Genomic DNA, 22,235 nt, shown 5'->3' with positions numbered 1-22,235 from the left:
CTTGACTAGTTGCTAGCTGATTTACTTTTCCTTTGAAATATCTGTTTTAGGCTCGTTCTTGTCGAGAGCTTCTTGCTTAGTCTTAACTACTCCTTGCAATAAGTCTAAATGCTCTGCAATATGAATATTCAAGTACTTGTCATAAAGATCCTGATTCTTAAGTAAGATATCCCAGAATTTATCGCGGTAAACATAATGATAATTATGTTTCAAGTTCATAATTGGACCAAACATAGTATGTAAAATTTGTCTTGAATCATCATTGTTTAGCAATTCATTGACATTATCAGGATTAATATCCTCAGGTTTTGGAGCCGTACCATCTGTTTGAGCGTTAAAGACATAGAAGTCCTTTACGGCATCCAGATTTTCGTAGGCAAACTTGTATAATTCGACCATAAATTTTGGATCCTTATGTGCAATTACCCTGAGTGCCTCTAACCAGTTAGTACCCGCTGTCTTAACATGCCAGCCATTCTTTTTCGAAATCCTACCAATAATTTCATAAACAGATAGCTTATCAGAGCCTGAGTGAATACTTAAGCGATAGCCAAAGTGTTCTGCGATTGCTTCGTGAATCTTGTAATCTTCTTCAAATTCTTTTGGATCACCGATATAATCAATTGCCTTTTGAAATTCACCAACAAATCTTGGTGCTAAAGAAGTTGGCGTAATACCACGTTGTTTCAATTCATTAGCAAAGAAGTAGTGGTTGGCATTGGTTGTTCGATAAGGCGTTTCATCCATTGAAATTTCAAGGTCCAAATTATACGGCACGATATATTTGTTATAAACATTAATAGCGAACAGAATAGCGTCATAAAACGTTAAAACTGACTCTTCAACATCATGTTTACTAAATTTAACAGAATAACCATTGCCAAGATCAAAGGTCTTGTTTAGGTATGCCTCATTGAAATACTTAATTTGGGCTGGATCTAATGCATTAAACTGGCGGTCTAATTCTTCATCACTTAAGTTAACCGCCTTATTATTAACTACTTCCGTTAAATCTAGCGTAATGATCGAGCAACCAATCTTAACTGCATAGTCAACTTCATAAGGAGTTTTAACGTGGTCACCATCAGCACCCCAACCATAAGTAAAGCCTTCTTCAAACACGGCCCATGCTGCAGATAAAAAGACATCTGTATTGGTTCTGTTCATTAAAGTTAGTTCACGAATCGATTGCTGTGCTAAAACTGGCATAACATTACGACCCTTAAACAATCTAATATGAGCATTAGAAGCATTGCCTAACCTATCACCAAGACCGAAAGAATATTTGTAGTTGCGTCTTGAAGTTGGTCTCATCCAAAGGAAACGTTTAGATAGTGCCTTATTATTTCTTTCATTCAGACGACCGACTAGTAAAGTTGAATCAACATCTGTTAACGACTCTTCGGCCTCAAAATCTGTTGCCGTCAACCGATTTTCATAAGCAACTAAACTCTTTTGCATAATTCCATTTGAGCCCATGTGGTGAAGGATAAAGTAAACATTCCGTCGATCAACTTGAATGGAAGGAACATAAATTTCTTTATTCGTTAAGCCATCATATTTGCCATTTGCTTGTAAAATCTGTTTAACATCGCCTAATAATTTATTTAAATCCATTATTTTATTCTCCATTTCTTATTCTTAATTTTTAGTTATCACTAATTTTTCCGCCTTCCCAACGACCATGATCTAGGTCATCAGCAATTTGGGCGAATTTTTTATCATCTAATTTATATAAGAAACCAATAACTACTGCTGCTAAAAGTAGGCAAACACCTGGATATAAAGTCATTGCTGCCTTGATACCCTGTAAAGCACTCGCCGTTTGGGGAGCATTAGCAACATAACCAGTCAAGGCCAACACACCTGAAGAAACAAGTGCAGCTAGAGACTGGGCTATTTTGCGTGAGAAATTGAAAGCGGCATATGTTATACCTTCCTTACGCGTACCAGAACGCCATTCACCGTAGTCAATTGCATTTGAAACCATTGCCCAGGTTATTCCGTTAGGAATTGCTAGTGCCGTGTAACCAATTGTTACCAAGATAATAAAAGTCACGACATTGTTGGGTAAAATAAAGTTCAACAAATTAGCAACGGCTCCGATGATAAAACTGCACATCGCAGTCTTTTTTTGGCCAAAATGTTTGGTAAGGAAAGGAATCATAAAAACACCAACAATTGAGCAACCCATCATGATTGCATTAATAAGTGGCTGCAGGCCAATGTTGCCTAAATTATATTCGGCATAAAAAACCATCATCTGATTATTGGTATTCATCGCTGAAATAGTGAACAGCGTCATTAGGATAATTGCGCCTAAAGGTCCATTTTTGAAAATAACCCTAAAGTAATCCTTAAAGCCTTCTTTTTGCGCTGACTTTTTTCGGTTAACATGAACATTCTCTCTTGTACCAAAGTAACAAATTGCAAACATTAAGACGCCAATAATCGCAAAAATGAGTGAGGCAAAGAAATATCCTTTTTTCTGATTGCTACCACCAATCATTACTGTCAGTGGGATAAAAGCTACTCCCGCAATAAACTGGGCTCCGACAGAGCCAATTTGCCGGGTGGTCGCCATAAAACTGCGATCTTGTGAATTGCGCGACATAACTGAAGCCAATGAACCATACGGATCATTAGTAAACGAGTACGTTAAGCCCCAAATCATATAAGCCGCATAAGCGTAAATAATCTTTTGCGTCATCGTCAGATTATTTGGCATTGTAAAAGTTAAAACCGTTAAAACGCCTAGAATAATGGCAGAAACCATCATAAACGGTCGAAATTTACCACGTTTTCCAATATGCTTCCGGTTATCAACAACTGATCCAGCGATTGGATCCATAAAGGCGTCAAAAATTTTTGTAAAAGCAAAAATACCACCAACAACACCCGCACCAATTCCGACTCCATCTATCCAAAACTTAGTTAGATAAGACTGGCCCAAATCAAACATAAAACCATTGCCAAAATCACCAAAACCATAAGCAATCTTTTGGTATACAGGTATTTGTTTGGAAGAATCATTTACCAGATTCTTACTATCTTTTTTTGAACTTTCTGAAGTATCATCTGAATTAATGCTTTCCATTACACACCTCCATATTAAATTTTCACTAAGCAAAAAAGAGTTAACTAAACTTTTTTGTAGCTGCTATGTCCTTGAGAAGTAAAGTAAACAGTGATCAAAACTAAAACGGTTGTTAACACATGCGACTTAAATCTCAGTTCCATTAATGATATATTAGTATATCTGTAATCGGTTTCATCATATGTCTTAAGAATTTAACTGTCAACACAAAAATTATTTTTTGTTTGCTTTATTTAGTATCATTCCTAGTGTCAGTAATGTTTACCAGTTTCTAATTTTTTTATTTTATGGCTGCGGTGTAATTAAATTATCAAAATAATGAAATAAAAAAGGCTGACTTATGACTTAAAATCATAAATCAGTCTTTTAAAAATGCTATTTTACTAAAAATTATTCAAAATAATCAGCGTAATCCTGGCGTAAAGTCGGTTCCTCAGTCAACATCCGATGCAAATGACTGGAAATAAGCTTAGTGGCTTTGCTAGTCTTCTTTTCAGTTACCGCCTCAAGAAGTTCTTCATGCTCATCAACTAAAGTTTCCCAAGACAAGCTCTTGCTGCGAAGACGCAGTACCCGAAAACGATTTAACTGCATATTACTCATTTGCAACCAGCGCCATACCTGGTCTCTTCCCGTTGCCTTATAAAAGTAATGATGAAATTGCTCATCTAATTCGAAAAACCGCATATCATCATGAGTCGTTCTTACTTCTAACTTCTGCCTGTCAATAATTTGCTGTAAAACCATTAGATCATATTCATTGAGCTTAGCAATAGATTCTTGGATAATTTTGGTCTCAACACTTTCCCGCAAAAATCGTGCATCTTTCGCCTTTTGTAAATTAATTTTCGAAATATATGTACCGGACTGCGGGACCGATTTAATTAATCCCTCTTCTCTTAATTGCAGTATTGCTTCTCTGATTGGTGTCCTACCGATATTTAATTCTTCACTTAAATTTTTCTCCGATATTTTCTCACCTGGTAAATATGCCAAGCTAATAATTCTTTGTAAAATAGTATTATAAACTTTTTCCTTCATGCTTGAAATCATTGCTATAATCAGTGACCTCTCCAATATTTTAGATTCTTTAATTACAATAATACTACTTTTTCTTATTTATCAGGAGCAATAAAATAAAAATCTTAGATTTGTTATTGACAAAGTCTAAGAATTCGCTTACATTGTAATATATTAGTATATCTTAATCAAAAACATACTTACTAAGGAGGATTTTATTGACGTGCTTAGTTTAAATGACGACTATTTAGCTAAAAGTGCTGATTTTTCAACTCAAACTATTGCAATACCAAAGTTTGACCAATCAAAAATCTCCAACTCAACTAAAGAAAAACCTGTATGGGTTCATTTTGGAGGTGGTAATTTATTTCGCTGTTTTCATGCAAAAATCGCTCAAGATCTTATAAATAATCATGAGTTGACTAGCGGTGTTACAATCGCAGAAACATATGATGATGAAGTAATTGAGAAAATTTATAATGCCTACCATAATCGTATCTTGCGGGTTGTAATGAACAGTGATGGTAGCTTGGAAAAAGAACTTTTGGCTAGTGTTGGTGAAGCAGTTTACTTTAATCAAGCCAGCGAAAAAGGCTGGAACCGGCTAACTGAAATTTTTACCAAACCATCCCTGCAATTTGCTACTTTCTCAATTACCGAGAAAGGTTACGCTCTAACTGATGTTAGTGGAGCGCTAACTCAAGCTGCTAAGGAAGATATTCAAAACGGGCCTGAAAAGCCTAAAACAAATATGGGGGCTATTGCTCACCTGCTTTATGCTAGATACAATGCAGGCAAATTACCAATTGCAATGGTTTCAACTGATAACTTTTCGCAAAACGGCTTAAAGTTAGAAACAGAAGTCTTGCGCGTTGCTGAAGGTTGGCTTAAAAACGGCTTTGTTGACCAGGAGTTTATTGCGTACCTTAAAGATCCACAAAAAGTTTCTTTTCCTTGGACAATGATTGATCGGATTACCCCTAACCCGGCTCAAAGCGTTGCAGATAGATTAAAGAGCAGCGGATTTGCTAATACTACGATTCTGCACACAAAAAAACATACAAACATTGCTCCATTTGGCAATACAGAAAAAACGCATTATCTGGTAATCGAAGATAATTTCCCTAATGGTCGGCCTCGGCTTGAAAAAGCTGGCGTAATTTTAACTGACCGCGAAACCGTTAATGATGCAGACCAAATGAAGGTAACGGCTTGTTTGAATCCTTTACACACTGCTTTGGCAATTTACGGTAATCTTTTAGACTACACTTCAATTGCTGATGAACTAACAGATGATGATTTATTAGGTTTAATCAAAGCCCTAGGATATAAGGAAGATTTACCGGTAGTAAAAGATCCTAAGATTATTAATCCCAAGAAATTTATTGATGAGCTCATTACTATGCGTTTACCAAATAAAAATATTCCTGATACGCCACAAAGAATTGCTAGTGATACATCCCAAAAGATTGCTATTCGCTATGGCGTTACCATTCAACATTATCTTGATGACCCTCAACTTGATGTTACAAGCCTTGAATTTATCCCACTTGTTTTGGCGGGATGGTGTCGCTATTTAATGGGAATAGATGATAATGGCAACGAATTTACTCAAAGCCCTGATCCACTACTAGATGACCTTAAGTCATATGTGGCAGGAATCAACTTAAATGACGATGATCAAGCTAAAATTCACCAAGCCCTTAAGCCAATTTTGGCTAACAAGAGTATTTTTGGCAATGATTTGTATCAAATTGGGCTCGGCAATAAAGTCGAAGACTACTTTAAACAGTTAATTGCTGGCAAACATGCTGTTCGCAAGACGCTGCATGAAACAGTTAAAAATAAAAAATAACAAGACAAATTAAAGAAAGAAGTTTAATTATGAAAAACATGGGATTTCGCTGGTACGGCGATAATAACGATTCCATCACCCTATCAGATATTCGGCAGATTCCTGGCGTTTCTCAAGTTGTTGGTACTCTGTTTGACATACCAGCCGGCGAGGTTTGGCCGAAGGACCAAATCAAACACCTAAAAGATGAGGTCGAAGCAGCTGGCTTAAAGCTTGAAGTGATTGAATCTGTTAACATTCACGATGATATCAAAATTGGTCTGCCAACCAGAGACCAGTACATTGAAAACTATATTGAAACAATCCGTAATTTAGCCGAATATGGTGTTAAGGTTATTTGTTACAACTTCATGCCTGTCTTCGATTGGGTTAGAACCGACTTACATTATCTTTTACCTGATGGTTCAACGGCAATGGCTTTTGAGCAAAAATACCTTACCGATGATCCGCAAAGTATTGCGGATGCAATGCAAAAAAATTCAAACGGTTATGTCCAAGCTGGATGGGAACCTGAACGTATGGCTGAGATTAAACGTCTGATGACAGCGTATAAAGATGTCGATACTGAAAAATTAACAGCCAATCTAAAATATTTCTTAGATGCAATTATTCCTGTTTGCGAAAAATACGATGTTCGAATGGCTATGCACCCTGACGACCCACCACGTGAATTGTTTGGCTTACCAAGAATATATAAGAATCGAGATGATATGCTTAAAATTGAACAGCTACACGAATCCCCATACAATGGATTTACCATTTGCTGTGGTAGTTTAGGTGAAAATCCGCAAAATGATGTTCCCGCAATTATCCGTGAATTTGCAGCTAAAGATCGTGTCTTCTTTATTCATGGACGAAACATTAAATTTATAAACGATGACGGTGACTTCCATGAATCAGCTGCATTATCCAGTGAAGGTTCATTAGACATGTACGAAATAATGAAAGCATTATATGACAATGATTATCAGGGCTATATTCGTCCAGATCATGGTCGTGATATTTGGCATGAAAATGGCCGTCCTGGATATGGCCTATATGATCGTGCATTGAGCATTAACTACCTTAACGGCTTATGGGAGGCTATCAATAAAGACCATCGATAATAAAATACTTCCCCTTTTTTAGATAATCAAAAACCATCTCATAAACTAAAAACTATTTCTAATCAATCCTGACGATGAATATCATTCAACATTTCCCTTCTAGGTATTCCGTCGTCAGGATTTTTTATACGCATTTTTAAGTAAAGATTTCTCCTTCAAAAATCATTTCTTAGTAACGAGAACTAAAACAAGGTTCCAGCTCAAGGTAACAAGCAATTACAAATTAATTATGATTAGCTTTCTTCGTCTGGATACCTGGTACAAGGTGGTTTCACTTCTCAATAATTCATGCCTGTTTCTTTGATAATACCTTAAAAGTTGTTGGCAGCTTGAGTGATTTGGCTTTTGTGCTTGTTACTACGGATTAATGATGGGTATTCAAAAACGCCCTAATTTGCCACGACCAGCTTAATTTACGGCAAAAGATGACGAATTTTGGCTAGCAGTCAGGCTTATGCGCAATTGTTTTACCCACATAAATAACCTCATAGTTAGTTGAACCATGAGGTTAATTTATTTTCTTATTTACAAAGTGTTTTAGAGACTATGATCAACTTTTTATCAAACCGTCTCGTTAGTTTCATTGAAATGCCGTTTTTTACCATGACGATCTATTACCGGATCATTCAAATCGTTTAAATCACGATTATTTGTGTTAGGCGATAGCCAAGCACTGATAAAAGTTACTGCTGAAAAGAAAATCATCATCAGTGCCAGTGGCCACCAACTCCCCAGAGCCATTCCTACCAGTGAGGCAGCTATCACCGGGCCAAATCCGGTAGCAAAAAGACCAGCAATCTCTTTTGCTAATGATGAAAAAGTCATCCGGTGAAGCGATCCAAACAGTTCAGGAATCATGATATTCTCCAGGGCAAATAAATCTTGCACACCAACATTTAACCCGATAATCATGGCGATTGTAATTAACAGAGTGTTTCTAGTACTAATTAATAGCATCATAGGGATAGCAAATATTGCCATCGCGCCCGACAAAATTAGGTACATCGTTCTTCTACCAAACTTATCTCCTAGCCAACCGACAAAAGGAATAGTGAAAAACGAAATGATTGATGCAATCATATTGGCATCAGTTGGAACAGTTCGCGCAACAGAAAGATAAGTGACAAGAAAAGCTGCTAAATATGTTTGCATTAGACCACTGTTACCGGCCTGACCAAATCTTAACCCACCAGCTAAAACAAAGTTCTTCATCGAAGATTTAAAATTAGTATGCTCAGCTTTTTTCAGAGCTTTTTCTTCATTTTCCTTGTTGCTTGGGTCTTTTTCTGCTTGTTCTGCTAATTCTTCGCGTAATTGAGCCAATTCTTTCTTTTTTTGTGCCATTACTGGACTCTCTTTAATAAAAAGTCGAATTAAAATGGCAGCAATCATAACCACAAATGAAGCATAGAACGGTATTCTCCAGCCCCATGTTAACAGTTGTGCATGGGTGCAATGCGTTAAAATTATTGTCCAAATGCCATTGGCAATTAGTGTTCCGGTGGAAGTGCCCAAGCAGACGAAACTACCGACAAATCCCCGGCTTTCTTTTTTCGCAAATTCAACTGTCATGATGCCAGCACCACTAATTTCTGCACCAGCACCGAATCCCTGAATGATCCTTAGAATTACCAATCCGATTGGGGCTAAAATACCTACTTGAGCATATGTTGGTAAAAATCCGATGCCAGTTGAAGCTATTCCCATCAATGCAATAGTGAAAAACAGGACATCCCTACGGCCAATTCTGTCTCCTAACCTACCAAAAAACCAGGCACCTAGCAGTCTTGCACAATAGCCTGCGCCATAAGTTCCCATTGCCATTATCAAGGCCATGGAAGGATCTTCATTATCAAAAAAGATTTCATTAAAAACGATTGCAGCTGCAAGTGAGTAAAGCTGGAAGTCCATAAATTCCATTGCTGTTCCTAGCCACCCACTTGCAGTGACTTTGATAATTTCTTTATTATCGATTGTTACCTCTTTATTTTGTTTATCCATTTTTATCCTCTAAAAGTAGCTTATAAAAGCGCTTACTTGAATGCGCAAATAAATTTACCATTACTACAATTAATTAGCCTAGTTATCGAATAAAAGAACAATCTTTCTCGCTTTGTCTGGATCATTATTCATTAAATCCATTGCTTTTTGAGCATCTTTAATATTAAACTTCTGGTTTACCATGCCATCATCGCCCAATTTGTTGTCTTCAATGGCATGAATTATTGGTTCAAACTGAAAAGTTTGGTGCCGCGAACCACAGATAGTCAATTGCTTCTGCATAATTGGCTGTTGGGTAATTGTTACCGGTGCAGTTGAGAACCCCATTGGCACAATTCGTCCTGCCACACCGGCTATCTCTAAACATGACTTGAAAGTTGAAGGTGCTCCAACCGCATCAATAACAACATTTGCCATTGCCCCATTAGTCCATTGCTTAACTTTTTCAACTAAATCTTCATTTTTGACGTTAACAATCTCATCAGCACCATTTTCTTTTGCAAAAGCTAATTTTTCTTGGGCAACATCCGAAATCAAAACATTGGCACCCTTAGCTTTTGCAACTTTTAAAGATAATTGTCCAATAGTACCTGCACCCTGAATCACAACTGTTTTACTTAAGCCAACTTCTCCTCTAGTTGTTGCATTACCTGCAATCGTATATGGTTCTGAAAGAACCGCTGTTGTCCAAGGAACACTCTTGTTAATGTGATGGAGTTGCTTTGCCGGCACTTTAATATATTCCTGCATACCACCGTCTTGGTGCACGCCCAATACTTTTAAATTGGCGCAAGCATTAGGCATATGCTGTCTGCAAGCATAGCATTTACCATCATAACTAATTGGCTCCACTACCACATGATCACCAATTGTAAATTCAGTAACTTCTTTACCCGTTTCGGCGATTTCACCAACAAATTCATGTCCCATTACCCGCGGAAGTTCAACGAATGGATTTGAACCATTGTAAATTGCTTTGTCACTCCCACAGATGCCGACGGCTTTGACCTTAACAATAATATCTGTTGGATTATCAATTGTTGGTTTAGGCACATCAACGACTCTCATATCTTCTTTACCATATACACGAACTGCTAACATAATATCCTCCTTAAAAAAGTATTTTTAACAATTTCCCAGCTGTTTTCTTGACTCTGGTAAAAACAATTTGCCTTGAGCTTAAAAACAGCTCCACGATTTTTAACTAATTTTTAGTTCATTGCTAAAACACTCTAATGGCCATTTTCATTAGAATCACTGTCTATAATAAGTAAAAATAGTAAGGTGAAGTTTTACGCATATTCACAGCAATTTTAGCTAATAATGATACTCACATAGGTAAAAGCATTAGATTAAGCAAACAAATAGTCCTATAATGTCGTGCCATTTCCGCCAAATTGGAACAACTGCATTAAGAAAGCATTTTAGCAAGTAATTTTTCCTTGATCGCCTCCTTTTAGTGGTCCCGCAAAGCATAACTATGCTGTGTGACTAAATGGTGTAATTCCTGTCTAACTGCTCCTTTTTCCCTAATTAGTTGTAAAAAATCTCGCTCAATGATTTCTCCCAAGCCAATTTCAATTAAGTTGTTACCAAAAATTTCTTGATTCGTTAAAATTGGTGCCAATGCTTGGTGCACTTTATCTTGATTAGAATCACCTATTTTGATTGCAGCAACCTGCGAATGCAACTGCTGATATAATGGATCCGGGCTAGGAGTAAACGGTTTGCTTTCGTCATCAATCGCCATTAGGTACCTACACCAAGCTGCCAATATAAATGAAATAAAACGTAATTGTTTAACATCTAAATTAGGATCGGTAACATAATGCTGAATAGTTACACCAAATCTAATCGCGATTTTTTGTGAAGTATCACTAGCAATTCTTTGCGGTGTATCAGGAATGTTTTTGTTCGGCAGCCGCTTAGTGATTAATTCACTAATAAATTTGCGCGGATTAATAATTTGCGGATCACGCACGACTGGCAAGTCTTCTCCGTAGCCTAAATTGACAATAAAGCGCTTCAAATCTTCATCCTGCATTTCCGTTGCAATTGTGTCATACCCTAATAGACACCCTAAGATCGCTAAAGAGGTATGCAACGGGTTTAAACAAGCAGTTACCTTCATTTGGTCCGCATCATTTACTGTTTGCTGGTCAGTCATAATCACTCCCGCTTTCTCAAGGCAAGGCCGACCATTGGGAAAGTTGTCTTCAATTACTAGGTAATGGGTTTCTTCTGTATTGGTAAAAGTTGCAATATTAGTACCCTTTTTGGTATGAACTAACGCACTATCCTCAAATCCTTCTGCTTTTAATCGGCAACCAACGGACAGCGATGGATTAGGAGTAATGCGGTCAATCATTGTCCACGGAAATGACACTAACTTTTCATTCTCCAAATAAGTAATGAAGCCCTGATCAACCTGCTTATTTTCTCGCCAGCCATTAGCAATTTTCATAATCTCCCGCTGTAATTCCAAACCATTTTGGGAAAAATTATCCGTGGACACTAATGCAATTGGATATTGCCCTGCTAAATACCGGCGATAAAGCAGTCTGGCAATTATTCCCATGTTTGTCACTGCTTCTTCGGGATCGTTTTGCATATCCGCTTTTACATTACTAGTTAAATTGCCGTTGCCATCATCTAACTTGTAGCCCTTCTCCGTAAAAGAAAAAGTGACTAGCTGCAGTGAAGGATTTTCAAAAATCTGCGCCATTTGCTGCCAGCCTTCTTGGCTAGTCTTGTTGCAGTAAATCGCCTGTGCAATACTGGCAATCAGCTCCTTTTCAAGCGTGTTATCAGATTTCATCACAACGCTCAAATGGCGACCGCCACATTTTTGATAAATCTTTGAAATGACTTCAGGATCATAAGTTTCAGCGACGATAATGCCGCTTTTCAATTCATTTTCATTAAGTAATTCTTGAGCAATCACAGCATGAAAAGCTCTAAATAAGTTGCCACCACCGAAATGAACCCAAATTGGGTGCTTGCTGGTATTCATTTTCATAGAGGCCTGATCATATTGCGGGACTCTGACACCAGATTTACCAAATAAATTATCTTTTGCCAGATAATTATCAGATAATTTGAACATAGCTAATTCCTTTCTTAAAACTGATATATTAATATTTTAAAATATTAGTTAGTTTTCATTGTAAGCGCTTGTTTTTATAAAAGCAAGCGCTTTTTTGGCGTAAAATTAGCTTTTCTGACTCAGAGACATTTACCAAGAACCCCGCTATTAGTGCTATACTAATAAATTAAATAAACCCATTTGAAGTAGAACTCATTGATGAAAGGTATGTGACAACGCATAGATGCTTAAACGACAAAGCAATTTAACGGATCAAGCTTATGACCTGATTTCTCAAAAAATTATTAAGACGATTTATAAACCTGGAAGTCGGATATCGGAAAAAATAATTGCAGCTGATTTACAAATTGGTCGAACTCCTATTAGAGAAGCTCTATTGCGGTTAAGGCAAGAACAGTTAATCGATATTATTCCCCAATCTGGGACATATATTTCTAAAATTGATCTAAAAGCTGTACGGGATGCAAGGTTTGTCAGAACTAGCATTGAACAGGAAATTATGAAACAAGCAGCAGAGATCATCATGTCAGATTCTGAAAGAATTTCACTTGAAATAAATCTACAAAATCAAGATAAGGCAATGACTATTGAAGATCTAAATTTATTTCTAGACTTAGACAATGAATTTCACCACTTTTTTTACCAACTAACTAACCACGAGGAAGTTTGGAGCTGGATTAAAACGATCAACGTTCAATTTGATCGGTATCGCTTTTTAAGCCTGATTGTAAACCAGCTTTCCTTAAACGAATTAATCACCGATCACGAAAATATTTTAAAAGCCGTCTTAAAAAACGATGTTAAGCAAGTTGCCCAATTCACTAAACGGCATTTAGAACGTGCACTAGAAGAGGAAAAATCCGTAATTGCTGAGTTTCCCGATTACTTTACAAATACCAACATCTAACTTTAGAAATGCCTTAACTAATAGCTTTTTATTAAATAAAAAATGCTCCCACATAATTGAGATTTCAGACTCAATTAGTGGGAGCATTTTTGCATTTTGAGGTAGATCAACTAAATTTAGCGGTTTTAAGCAGCATAGATACAAAGAATAATTGACTAATTGCTTTGCATGGATGAAAAAATTTAGTACAAAAAAACTGAATTTTTAATAAATTCAGTTTATCGCTTATTTTTTGTAAGTAATGACCCCGGTGAGATTCGAACTCACCTCTACGGTTTAGGAGACCATTGTTCTATCCAGATGAACTACAGGGTCGTAGTAAATTAACTTTACCAAATTTAATTGATAAAAGCCAATTTTTTTAGTAATTAATATTGCCGTGTAAAATATGGTTCTGGATTGTTAGTGTCAGCAATTTTATCAGCCGCGAAAACAAAAGGCGTCCAGATTGCCAGGGCAATAAGCATGTTAACAATACACAAAACGATGGCACGCCAATCATAATTACAGGCCAAAAATGGTCCGATAATCGGGGGCACGATTCCAGGCACAGCCGCTTGAACCGGGTTTACTAGTCCCATTAAAGTTACCCAATATGAAAACGCAACGTTGACAACTGGTGCTAAAACAAACGGGATAAAGTAAACTGGGTTCAAAACAACTGGTAAGCCCAAGACAATCGGCTCATTAATGTTAAAAACACCCGGAGCAAGGGCCACTTTGGCAATAGTACGGTAATCACTTCTTTTTGAAAAAAGCAAAATTGCCACAATTAACATTAAGGTGCCGCCAGCGCCACCAAACCAAGCAAAAGAATCAAAGGAACCACGAACCCAAATAAAAGAAGCTGGTTTACCGTTACGCACCGCGGTTACGTTAACATTTTGTGCTGTCAGCCAAATAGAATCAAGTAGCGGCGCCCACACCCCTAAGCCATTAATGCCGAAAAAGGCAAAAACCTGCACTAATAAAGTTACCAAAAGTACCATGCCAAAGCCCTGGCCTAGTTTTACTAGCGGCGTTTGAATGGAATGCAGCAGCCAATTGCCAAAAAAGGTCCCGGTAATAGTTTGAAAAGCAAAATTAATCATTCCCACACAAAAAATAGCAATGATTGCTGGAATTAGTGAATCCAGTGCCATCTGTTCTGCATAGGGCAAGGTTGTCGTTAGATTAAGTTTAAAACGAGCTTTTACACAAAGTGCAAAAATTGAAACACCGATTGTTCCAAACAAAATGGCGGTAAAAATTCCGGTCGTCGAGAACTGAGAAATATCAAAGGAATGATGGAGTAAAACCATTTTTCCACCTATGTGATATTTAGTTAGGTTGGCAATACTCATCGCTAACGATGACAGCGAAACAATCGCACCCGCAATTGGATCTACTTCCATGCTTTTGGCTAAATGATAGCCTAATGACATTGACAAAAATAAGGCAAATAAAGCAAAAGTCCCACGCCAAACCACATCACTAACTAGCATTAATGGCTGCATTATCCAAGCAAATGTTTTCCATCCCAAGTTGATTTTGGCAGCTTCGATTAAGCTTTTAACTAGAACCGCAATTGAGCCGGCAATAGTGATCGGCATTACCGAAACAAAGGCGTCGCGCAAGGCAACCAGCCAGGTAGTCTGACCCAATTTATTTGCCAAAGGCAAAAGATAGTCCTCTAACCAAGCAACTAATCGACTCATTTTTACTCCTTCTTCTTTAAATAATGCGGGTGATAACCCTTATTTTTGTTGCGCCGTTTCTTGTGTTTTTTCTTTTTAGTCAGTTCACTTTGACCAGCCTTATTGCCCCCACTTTTAGCAATAACCGGCTTTTTTTCAGGTTGCTTTGTCACTAACTTATTGCCTGCAAAGTAAACTCGCGTAATTTTCACCGTTTCTTCTAGCAATTTTCTTAAATCACGCTGATCATGGTCATCACCCAAGGTAACAACAAATCCTCTAGCACCCATTCTTCCGGTTCTGCCTGCCCGGTGTAAATAAGTGTTGGTTTCGCTAGGAATATCGTAGTTAATAACGTAAGTAACGCCAGGTATATCCAAACCACGCGCAGCTAGATCAGTTGCAAGCAAGAGCTTACTTCGACCAGCTCTAAAATCGAGCAGTGCTTGTTCCCTTTTTTGTTTGCCAAATTCATTTGCTAATAAACCAAATTTAGTTTTGGTATGAGCAAGAATCCCCGCAAAACGCATCAGTGTCTGGTTCGAATCAAAGAACAAAATTCCCTTAAAATGTTCCAGGCGCATTAAACGCTGAACAAAGTCGATTTTATGAGCATTGTCAATTTGTAAAAAATAATTTTGCACCGTAGTTGTTTGCTCAGAGCGCACATCAACGAGGACAAACTCCCGGTCAAACAGCTTAGCAGCATTTTGCGTGATTTCTGATTCAGTGGCACCAAATAATAAAATTTGCGAAGTAGCTGGCATATTCTGCCCTAAAGAGCTAAGGAGCTCCATTTTGCTAAATTCTAAAATATCATCAGCTTCATCAATGACTAGCGTTTGGATTTGTTCAGTTTTAATTCGGTTGCTTGAATAAAAATCAAAAAATCTTCCGGGTGTAGCAACAACCACTTCTGGATGTTTTTTCTTTAAATTATCTTCTTGCCTTTTACGGTTTCCCGCACCAACTAAGGTGATGCCAGTTAAACCTAGTGCATGAATAAAGGGATTGATCGCATGGCGAATCTGCACGGCCAGTTCTGTAGTTGGAGCAATGATTACCAAGCTATTTGGTTTTTTCCGCTCGATTCGCTCTAAAGCTGGTAACGAATACGCCAATGTTTTTCCCGTACCAGTTTTAGCAAGCGCGATCAGACTAGTGCCGTCAAGTATTAACTGACTGGTTCGCGTCTGAATTAATGTAGGCTCTGTTAGGCCTAACTTTGTCAATGTAGATTTAATTTCTGTTTTCATTATTGTGTCAACTGTCCATATTTCTGTTTATATTGTGATACTGAGCCATTATAAGCTAACATGGTTACGCCATCTTCAAGTCCCTTGACCCCTTTAACGCGACCGTTGTTGGTATAGCGCCAAAATGAATACTGCAATTTATTAGGGGCTTTTTTACCTGAGGTAATAAAAAGAACATTCTGGGGAAAATACTTTTTATACTTTATTTCGACCTCAACCATTACTCTTTTCCCTTGCGCGGTTAACATGCGGGTAAACTGAGCCATCTGCTTAATATAACGGATGCTGCGGTCATTAACTGCAGGTTCAATCAAAATTGGCAGACTTCCTGTATTCATGCCTACCTTTTTCATAAAATATTGATAATGTTCCGTAGGAGTGGATTCATTACTATAAAAAATACTAGTTCCGAAAGCTAATTTTGTTCCCAAAACTTGGTCACGGTAAGATAAATAATCATCATCAAAATAGGAGCGACCCTGGGTGCTTCTAAAGTAGACAAAAGAGATCCCATTTGATTGCAACTCGTGTAAGTCAATGTAACCAAAATTTTGATTTAGCTCTACGCCAATTGCACTTGAATTAGAATTCGCAGGCAAAGTTGTTTGATTGCGAATATTTAACGTGCCAGTAATCAGTAAGCCAATTGCAACCATTAGCAGCAATATAATTGCTGGTAACGTGTATTTATGATGAAACCTTTTCATCTTTACCTCCAGCTCTTTATCTGCTAATCCATTATAACAATATTCCGCAAGCAATTGATATATCCAACAACTAGCAAATCAGCAAAAAAATGACCAGCCTTTTGTGGCTAGTCATTTTCTTAACAGTTAGTTACTTAGTCTTCAACGGGATAAACTGGTTTTTGCCCGTTTAAAACGCGCTTAGCATCGGTCATGCTTTGCTTAATCATATTCTTAACCGAAGTCTTGGTGTAGTATGCTGAATGAGGTGTGAAAACGACATTAGGCATTTTTACCAATTCGCGGTAATCTTCAGGTAATTCGGAAATAGAGGTAAACTTTTTCATCACAATTTCTTCCTCACCCGTCATGACATCAAGTGAAGCACCAGCAATTTCCTGATTTTGCAATGCGGCAATTAAATCGTGCGTATTAACTAGTGGACCCCGCGCAGCGTTAATCAAGTAGGCAGTATCCTTCATTTCCTTGAATTGCTTAGCACTAATCATATTTTCGATTTCAGGTTCAAGTGGCGTATGCAAAGTTAAAATATCAGCTTCTTTAATCACAGTATCGAAATCAGTGTATTTAAGGAATGCTTCGTTTGCTGGATTTTCAATTAAGTCGTAGCCAATTACCCGGGCACCAAGAGCATGAAACATTTCGGCCACAGCAGTACCAATTCGGCCAACTCCAATAATACCAACTGTTTGATTGTAGATTTCATCGCTCATTAAACTTGCTTCACGAATAAAATTCAAATCTTCCTTTTCATTTTTTAGAATTGGACCCCACTTGCGCAATAAGTACATTGCGGAAGTTAAAGTGTTCTCTGCCACAGCTCTTGGCGAATATGCAGGCGTATTTGTAATCAGAATATGATATTTGTGAGCGTAATCAAAGTTAATAATATTAAAGCCAACTGACCTCAAAGCAATGTGATTAATGCCATAGGAAGCCAACTTTTGGTAAACTTCTTCATCATTAATGTCAAAAATCTGTAAGACACTAACAACATCAAAACCTTTGGCTTGTTCAACTGTCCCGGCTTCTAGTTCATCATCGGTTGTTTCAAGATCATCATCAGGATGTTCTTTATTCCATTCATCGACATAAACCTTTTGTTCCGGCGTCATATTGTAAAGTAATGCTTTCATTCATAAATCCTCCTTTTTTGGATAAATTAATATAGTTACCATTTTATCTAAAATTAGTAACAAATTAAAGATTTATTTAAATAAAAAGCATAATTTAACTTTAATTAAAACTCTGCTTACCGCAACATGACTCACAACCGGCTCAAACTAGATTTTTTGAGTTATTTGGTCAACATTAACCTTTAAGATCTTACGAATCCATGGAAAACGTTCCTTCATTGCGGTAAATTCAGAACCTTCACTCAAAAATTCGCCAGTCCCTGAAACATGAAAACCAGCTCCAAGACCAGCTGTTCCCTCAACTTTTTTCGAGCCCATTGTCAATAAAACGGTATTGTCATCGGCAAAATCTTCTTCAATACTGTGCATCCCTGCAGCCGGGATATAGAGGCAATTATTGTCTTCATCAATTTTGACGTATGACATCCAGGTGTTAACAACACCAGCTGGATTAGCATTGACAGTAACGATTGTTACAGGACCTTCATCATTCATCACGTCTAAAAACTTTTGTTCCATTTTTTCTCCTCCTAAACAACAAAAAGAAGTTACTTATGTAAGTAGCTTCTTTTTATTATAAAACACTTGTTCGTAAAAGCAATAGTTTTGCTTAAATTTAATATGCACGACTACCTTTTTTGTAGACAGCCTTGTCTTTTTGGACAACTGCGCTAATTGTTTCTAGCGGATTTTCATCTAAAACTAAGAAATCAGCAAATTTTCCTTCTTCAAGCGTGCCGTACTCATTGTCAATTTTCATCAATTTAGCCGAATTCAAGCTCGTTTGTAAAGCTTCCAAATTGGTAAAACCTTGTTCTACTAATAATGGCAGTTCTTCAGGCGTCATCTTAAAATCATTAAATGGTGTTCCAGCGTCGGTTCCTAAGGTGATTGGTACACCAGCATTTTTGGCATGAGTAATATTACCGCGCAGATCCTTCCAAGCCGCCGCAATCTTAGCCATTTCCCATTCAGGAATCTTACCAGGCGCATATTCAATAAATGCCCAGGCACCAACTATAGTTGGCGTCAAGTAGGTCCCCTTTTCAAGCATTAACTTGATTTCTTCATCGTTTACATAAAAACCATGCTCAATACTGTCAACGCCAGCCTTAATTGCGTTTAAAATTCCGGGATTGCCTTCAGCATGGGCTGCAACAATTAATCCCTTATGGTGGGCTTCTTCAACTGCAACGTGGATTTCTTCTTCACTTAGTTGCGGATCATCCATAAAGTCGTTTTCTGTCATCACACCACCAGTTGCCATAACTTTAATTGCCTTGGCACCCTTCTTTAAGCCCTGGCGGACGGCCTTGCGCATTTCGTCCGGCGAATCAACCAAGTGACCAAAATTAGGTTGATCACCATGTCCGCCGGTCATTGAATATGGGCGACCTGATGGCATAATCTCCGGCACCTTCGCTATTTTGCCCTCTTTAATGAGCTTGCTCAATTCAATGTCAATATCAAACGTGCTGCCACATTCACGAATATATGTAACACCAGATTTTAACAAATCATGCAAATTGCTTAATGCGCGAACCACTGCTGCTACTTCACCGGTTTCAGTCCCGCCATCTGCGGTCAGGGGATCCATAATGATATGAGTATGACAATTGATCAGTCCCGGCATGACATACTTATTTTGTAAGTCAACCGTTTTATCAGCTTCAGGTTCAGTGTTTGTTCCAACTTCAACAATTTTGCCAGTTTCATCATCAACCACCAAATAAGTGTTAGGACGAATATGGTCAGTTACCCCATCAAACAAATTTACGTTAGTAAAGACAGTTTTGGTCATTTAAATACCTCCAAAAACAAATTAAAAAGCACCCGTTCCTTCAATAAGGACGAGTGCTTCGCGTTACCACCTTTAACTTTATTTATTACTCACGTAATAAATCTCACTAGCTATCTAACAATAGCTTGCAATAATAACGGATGCAATTCCGCTGCTGGCTAACTTTCACCAGCAGTCATCAAATAGAAGCCCATGTTCACTATCTGTTACCTGCTGGCTTTCACCAACTGCCAGCTCTCTTTATTGGTTACCATGATAATTACTCTGCTTTTCAAGATGAAATTATTTAATTAGTTTTTAATTTAGCATCTTATATGCGGCTTGTCAATATGAAAAAGTGGAAACAATTGCAATTTAAGTTAATATTTTTTAGCTAAAATAATGGAGCTAAAATCATTACTATTTCGAATGATCTTAACTCCCCAATTGCGGAACTTGGAGACGTTCAGCTCCAAACCGCTGTGAGTTAATTTAGTAGTGTCGGCACTGTTGCTGGCCAAGTGTCGCAGCTATATTTATGTGATGTTCTTGCTCGCGGATATGAAATCACGACTAAAGTCGATAGCCAGGAACTAAAAGAAAAAGTCCTAGTTGAAATCCTGAAAAAAGAAATCTAACTAATTTAGTCGGTTTAAGCAAACTCGACTAAATGGACAGGATTGCCGTGTGCTTTAATCAAGTTGATCAAGTCACCACTATTAAGCCAGATAGTTGCTGTATTGTCATTGGGATGCATACCAATAAGAGGCTGTTTCAAAAAATACGCATCCAAGTATAGTGGAATCTGTACATCTGCATTATTTAGTAAAGCCAGCGGTGTGACAGAGCCAGGCGTTACTTGCAAAAACTTTTTTAACTCTTCTGGTGAAGCAAAAGTTAACCGCCGCGTCCCAAATTTTTGGCGAAATTGCTGCAGGTTAACTTTTTTATTGCCCTTAACCGTCAGTAAATAGTAATGCTTTTTTTGGTCGTCGCGAATAAATAAGTTTTTTGCATCGGCTTCAGGATGAGGTAAATGTAAATTAGCTAAATCGGCCATATTGAAAACAGCTGGATGATCAATTTTTTCATAATTAATGTGATGCTGATCAAGGTAACGTAAAGTTTCTAATTTATTCATGACTGGAATCCCCCTTTGTTCGTAAAATTAAGACATATGCAATGCCAATCAGCACAACTGTAACGATCGTAGTTGAAGTTAGCATAATAATTGTCCCGTAACTTTGCACAATTGCTCCAATAATTGGATTGATGATCATCGTGACTAAACTAGTGGCAAAGGACAAGCCAGAAATAAAAGTTGCACGAGACTGATCGCCAACCCACAAGTTTAGCATTTGCATGACCACCGGATCTAAAATATCTAACGTAATGTATAGGAGACCGGCCCCGAGTAAAAATAAATACCTGTTGCTTTGCAGCTGCAGGCCGGTTGAAGCTAATAATATACTAGCAATTAAAATTGTTAGCGTTGAAAACTTTAATTTAATTAAACGATATGCCTGTGTGGCTACTAGCCCACCCGCAAAGCTAAACAACATAAAGACGCTGCCGTTTGCGGACGCATCGAAACCCAACTGGGAAAGATAATTGGGTAGCAACATGAAAATAGCATTGACAACGGCTGTGATGATAATCATAAAAATAAACAAAAAAAGAATGTTTGGCGAATGAACCATATCTTTGAAAACAGACAAAATGCTTTTTAACATGCTCGAATATGATTCTTTTGCTTCATTTTTAGATGTCGCAATCTTTTTCTGTTCTTTTGTGACAGCGATAATAGAAATTGCCCCGAGTAAAAACACTGACTGAAAGAGGTACGGCATTTTGACATTAAGGGTAAATAAATACCCACCAACAGCCGTCGCTAACCCGAGAATAATTGAGCTAATCAATTGCATATTTCCACGAATTTTGCCGTAACTGTTTTCTGCACCATCATTGCGGATGCCCTCATAAAATAAAGCATCATCAGCACCACTGGTTAAAGCATTGGCTATTCCTTCCAGCCCAAAAGAAAGTACCAATACTGGAAAAACTAGACTTCTAGGTAAAAAGAGCGTGGAAATTGTTATTAGTGGCGTTAACACTGAGAATAATAGACCTGAAAGCACCACTTTCTTATTTTGAAACATGTCGCCCAAAATCCCGCTAGGAATTTCTGAGAAAAACTGGGCAAACATATAAATTGATTCTAACAGTGAAAATTGCACTAAATTTAGTTTTAAAATTTGAACAACAAATAACACGCTGATTATGCGGGAAAAGCGTGTATTTTTAAAGGCTGTATAGAAGTAATATTTAATTGTATTAGTCATTTTTTAAGTCCGGTAGTATGATGTTGAAGCTATTTAACGGATAGCATTTCCGCAAAGGCAACATTTGGGATTTTTGTTAAAATTAGATTAACATGATTTAAGAGCTTTGTAAAATGGGTATTATTTTATAACTAAAAGACCTCGCCTCAACACAATTACCAAGGCGAAGTCTAGTAAAACTAATTAGCTTTATGCGTCAACTAGATTTTAAGAAATTAGTAAAGATTTTTTTTATTTATCAAAAAC

17 protein-coding genes, 1 tRNA gene and 1 other annotated feature are annotated in these 22,235 nt (G+C 37.5%); of the genes, 3 read left to right on the top strand and 15 right to left on the bottom strand.

All coding sequences use genetic code 11. The features are described from left to right. Window positions 1-21: 21 nt before the first annotated feature. The 3 genes from J3U69_RS00880 to J3U69_RS00870 all read right to left on the bottom strand — a co-directional run bounded on the left by J3U69_RS00880 (window position 22) and on the right by J3U69_RS00870 (window position 4,138). On the bottom strand, window positions 22-1,617 hold the full coding sequence (locus J3U69_RS00880) for a tagaturonate epimerase family protein (protein WP_220220922.1): 1,596 nt from the start codon (window positions 1,615-1,617) through the stop codon (window positions 22-24). A gap of 31 nt (window positions 1,618-1,648) precedes the next feature. After that, entirely contained in the window at window positions 1,649-3,097 is a 1,449-nt protein-coding gene (locus tag J3U69_RS00875) for a glycoside-pentoside-hexuronide (GPH):cation symporter (RefSeq protein WP_267412746.1), read from the bottom strand. 390 nt (window positions 3,098-3,487) lie between these two features. Then, entirely contained in the window at window positions 3,488-4,138 is a 651-nt protein-coding gene (locus tag J3U69_RS00870; protein WP_220220920.1) for a GntR family transcriptional regulator, read from the bottom strand. 202 nt (window positions 4,139-4,340) lie between these two features. Between J3U69_RS00870 and J3U69_RS00865 the strand changes: the two genes are divergently transcribed. Next, the gene (locus J3U69_RS00865; RefSeq protein ID WP_267412745.1) at window positions 4,341-5,972 is read left to right on the top strand and encodes a mannitol dehydrogenase family protein; all 1,632 of its coding nucleotides are present in this window, start codon (window positions 4,341-4,343) and stop codon (window positions 5,970-5,972) included. A gap of 29 nt (window positions 5,973-6,001) precedes the next feature. Beyond that, window positions 6,002-7,078: a mannonate dehydratase gene (uxuA, locus tag J3U69_RS00860; RefSeq protein ID WP_220220918.1), complete on the top strand. Its 1,077-nt coding sequence runs from the start codon at window positions 6,002-6,004 to the stop codon at window positions 7,076-7,078. 561 nt (window positions 7,079-7,639) lie between these two features. Here the strand turns inward: uxuA and J3U69_RS00855 are convergent. The 3 genes from J3U69_RS00855 to J3U69_RS00845 all read right to left on the bottom strand — a co-directional run bounded on the left by J3U69_RS00855 (window position 7,640) and on the right by J3U69_RS00845 (window position 12,185). Then, complete coding sequence (locus J3U69_RS00855) at window positions 7,640-9,079, bottom strand: MFS transporter (protein ID WP_267412744.1); 1,440 nt, start codon at window positions 9,077-9,079, stop codon at window positions 7,640-7,642. A 78-nt stretch (window positions 9,080-9,157) separates the two neighbouring features. Beyond that, the gene (locus J3U69_RS00850; protein WP_220232890.1) at window positions 9,158-10,180 is read right to left on the bottom strand and encodes a zinc-binding alcohol dehydrogenase family protein; all 1,023 of its coding nucleotides are present in this window, start codon (window positions 10,178-10,180) and stop codon (window positions 9,158-9,160) included. Window positions 10,181-10,535: 355 nt separating this feature from the next. Continuing rightward, entirely contained in the window at window positions 10,536-12,185 is a 1,650-nt protein-coding gene (locus tag J3U69_RS00845; protein WP_267412743.1) for a mannitol dehydrogenase family protein, read from the bottom strand. Window positions 12,186-12,408: 223 nt separating this feature from the next. On the opposite strand from J3U69_RS00845, the gene J3U69_RS00840 reads away from it, so the two are divergent. Beyond that, a complete protein-coding gene (locus J3U69_RS00840) occupies window positions 12,409-13,092 on the top strand; it encodes a GntR family transcriptional regulator (RefSeq protein WP_267412741.1) in 684 nt (227 codons plus the stop codon). 242 nt (window positions 13,093-13,334) lie between these two features. Here the strand turns inward: J3U69_RS00840 and J3U69_RS00835 are convergent. The 9 genes from J3U69_RS00835 to J3U69_RS00795 all read right to left on the bottom strand — a co-directional run bounded on the left by J3U69_RS00835 (window position 13,335) and on the right by J3U69_RS00795 (window position 21,989). After that, window positions 13,335-13,407: transfer RNA gene (locus tag J3U69_RS00835), tRNA-Arg, on the bottom strand. A 53-nt stretch (window positions 13,408-13,460) separates the two neighbouring features. After that, a complete protein-coding gene (locus tag J3U69_RS00830; protein WP_220220913.1) occupies window positions 13,461-14,789 on the bottom strand; it encodes a PTS sugar transporter subunit IIC in 1,329 nt (442 codons plus the stop codon). 2 nt (window positions 14,790-14,791) lie between these two features. After that, window positions 14,792-16,027: a DEAD/DEAH box helicase gene (locus tag J3U69_RS00825; protein ID WP_416381932.1), complete on the bottom strand. Its 1,236-nt coding sequence runs from the start codon at window positions 16,025-16,027 to the stop codon at window positions 14,792-14,794. Continuing rightward, window positions 16,024-16,731 (bottom strand): GH25 family lysozyme, encoded by a 708-nt coding sequence (locus J3U69_RS00820; RefSeq protein ID WP_267412738.1) that lies wholly within the window; start codon window positions 16,729-16,731, stop codon window positions 16,024-16,026. Before J3U69_RS00820 ends, J3U69_RS00825 begins: the two co-directional genes overlap by 4 nt. A gap of 134 nt (window positions 16,732-16,865) precedes the next feature. Further along, the gene (locus J3U69_RS00815) at window positions 16,866-17,867 is read right to left on the bottom strand and encodes a D-2-hydroxyacid dehydrogenase (protein WP_267412737.1); all 1,002 of its coding nucleotides are present in this window, start codon (window positions 17,865-17,867) and stop codon (window positions 16,866-16,868) included. A 147-nt stretch (window positions 17,868-18,014) separates the two neighbouring features. Beyond that, a complete protein-coding gene (locus tag J3U69_RS00810) occupies window positions 18,015-18,386 on the bottom strand; it encodes a pyridoxamine 5'-phosphate oxidase family protein (RefSeq protein ID WP_267412736.1) in 372 nt (123 codons plus the stop codon). 97 nt (window positions 18,387-18,483) lie between these two features. Then, window positions 18,484-19,668: a metal-dependent hydrolase family protein gene (locus tag J3U69_RS00805; RefSeq protein WP_267412735.1), complete on the bottom strand. Its 1,185-nt coding sequence runs from the start codon at window positions 19,666-19,668 to the stop codon at window positions 18,484-18,486. Between the two features lie 42 nt (window positions 19,669-19,710). After that, window positions 19,711-19,952 (bottom strand) — a binding site (T-box leader). Between the two features lie 347 nt (window positions 19,953-20,299). Then, a complete protein-coding gene (locus J3U69_RS00800; protein WP_267412734.1) occupies window positions 20,300-20,788 on the bottom strand; it encodes a prolyl-tRNA synthetase associated domain-containing protein in 489 nt (162 codons plus the stop codon). Continuing rightward, on the bottom strand, window positions 20,781-21,989 hold the full coding sequence (locus tag J3U69_RS00795; RefSeq protein ID WP_267412733.1) for an MFS transporter: 1,209 nt from the start codon (window positions 21,987-21,989) through the stop codon (window positions 20,781-20,783). Before J3U69_RS00795 ends, J3U69_RS00800 begins: the two co-directional genes overlap by 8 nt. Window positions 21,990-22,235 lie beyond the last annotated feature (246 nt).

Source organism: Lactobacillus sp. B4026, from assembly GCF_026535825.1.
GTDB classification, from domain to species: domain Bacteria; phylum Bacillota; class Bacilli; order Lactobacillales; family Lactobacillaceae; genus Lactobacillus; species Lactobacillus panisapium.
The sequence above is the reverse complement of the archived record's forward strand: the minus strand, read 5'-3'. Positions and strand labels throughout refer to the sequence as shown.

What these genes read in the sequence shown, in the direction of transcription:
- J3U69_RS00840 (WP_267412741.1), top strand. Translation starts at nt 12,409, where the DNA reads ATGCTTAAACGACAAAGCAATTTAACGGATCAAGCTTATGACCTGATT.
- J3U69_RS00795 (WP_267412733.1), bottom strand. Translation starts at nt 21,989, where the DNA reads ATGACTAATACAATTAAATATTACTTCTATACAGCCTTTAAAAATACA.
- J3U69_RS00855 (WP_267412744.1), bottom strand. Translation starts at nt 9,079, where the DNA reads ATGGATAAACAAAATAAAGAGGTAACAATCGATAATAAAGAAATTATC.
- J3U69_RS00810 (WP_267412736.1), bottom strand. Translation starts at nt 18,386, where the DNA reads ATGGAACAAAAGTTTTTAGACGTGATGAATGATGAAGGTCCTGTAACA.
- uxuA (WP_220220918.1), top strand. Translation starts at nt 6,002, where the DNA reads ATGAAAAACATGGGATTTCGCTGGTACGGCGATAATAACGATTCCATC.
- J3U69_RS00805 (WP_267412735.1), bottom strand. Translation starts at nt 19,668, where the DNA reads ATGACCAAAACTGTCTTTACTAACGTAAATTTGTTTGATGGGGTAACT.
- J3U69_RS00850 (WP_220232890.1), bottom strand. Translation starts at nt 10,180, where the DNA reads ATGTTAGCAGTTCGTGTATATGGTAAAGAAGATATGAGAGTCGTTGAT.
- J3U69_RS00815 (WP_267412737.1), bottom strand. Translation starts at nt 17,867, where the DNA reads ATGAAAGCATTACTTTACAATATGACGCCGGAACAAAAGGTTTATGTC.
- J3U69_RS00820 (WP_267412738.1), bottom strand. Translation starts at nt 16,731, where the DNA reads ATGAAAAGGTTTCATCATAAATACACGTTACCAGCAATTATATTGCTG.
- J3U69_RS00880 (WP_220220922.1), bottom strand. Translation starts at nt 1,617, where the DNA reads ATGGATTTAAATAAATTATTAGGCGATGTTAAACAGATTTTACAAGCA.
- J3U69_RS00870 (WP_220220920.1), bottom strand. Translation starts at nt 4,138, where the DNA reads ATGAAGGAAAAAGTTTATAATACTATTTTACAAAGAATTATTAGCTTG.
- J3U69_RS00830 (WP_220220913.1), bottom strand. Translation starts at nt 14,789, where the DNA reads ATGAGTCGATTAGTTGCTTGGTTAGAGGACTATCTTTTGCCTTTGGCA.
- J3U69_RS00875 (WP_267412746.1), bottom strand. Translation starts at nt 3,097, where the DNA reads ATGGAAAGCATTAATTCAGATGATACTTCAGAAAGTTCAAAAAAAGAT.
- J3U69_RS00845 (WP_267412743.1), bottom strand. Translation starts at nt 12,185, where the DNA reads ATGTTCAAATTATCTGATAATTATCTGGCAAAAGATAATTTATTTGGT.
- J3U69_RS00800 (WP_267412734.1), bottom strand. Translation starts at nt 20,788, where the DNA reads ATGAATAAATTAGAAACTTTACGTTACCTTGATCAGCATCACATTAAT.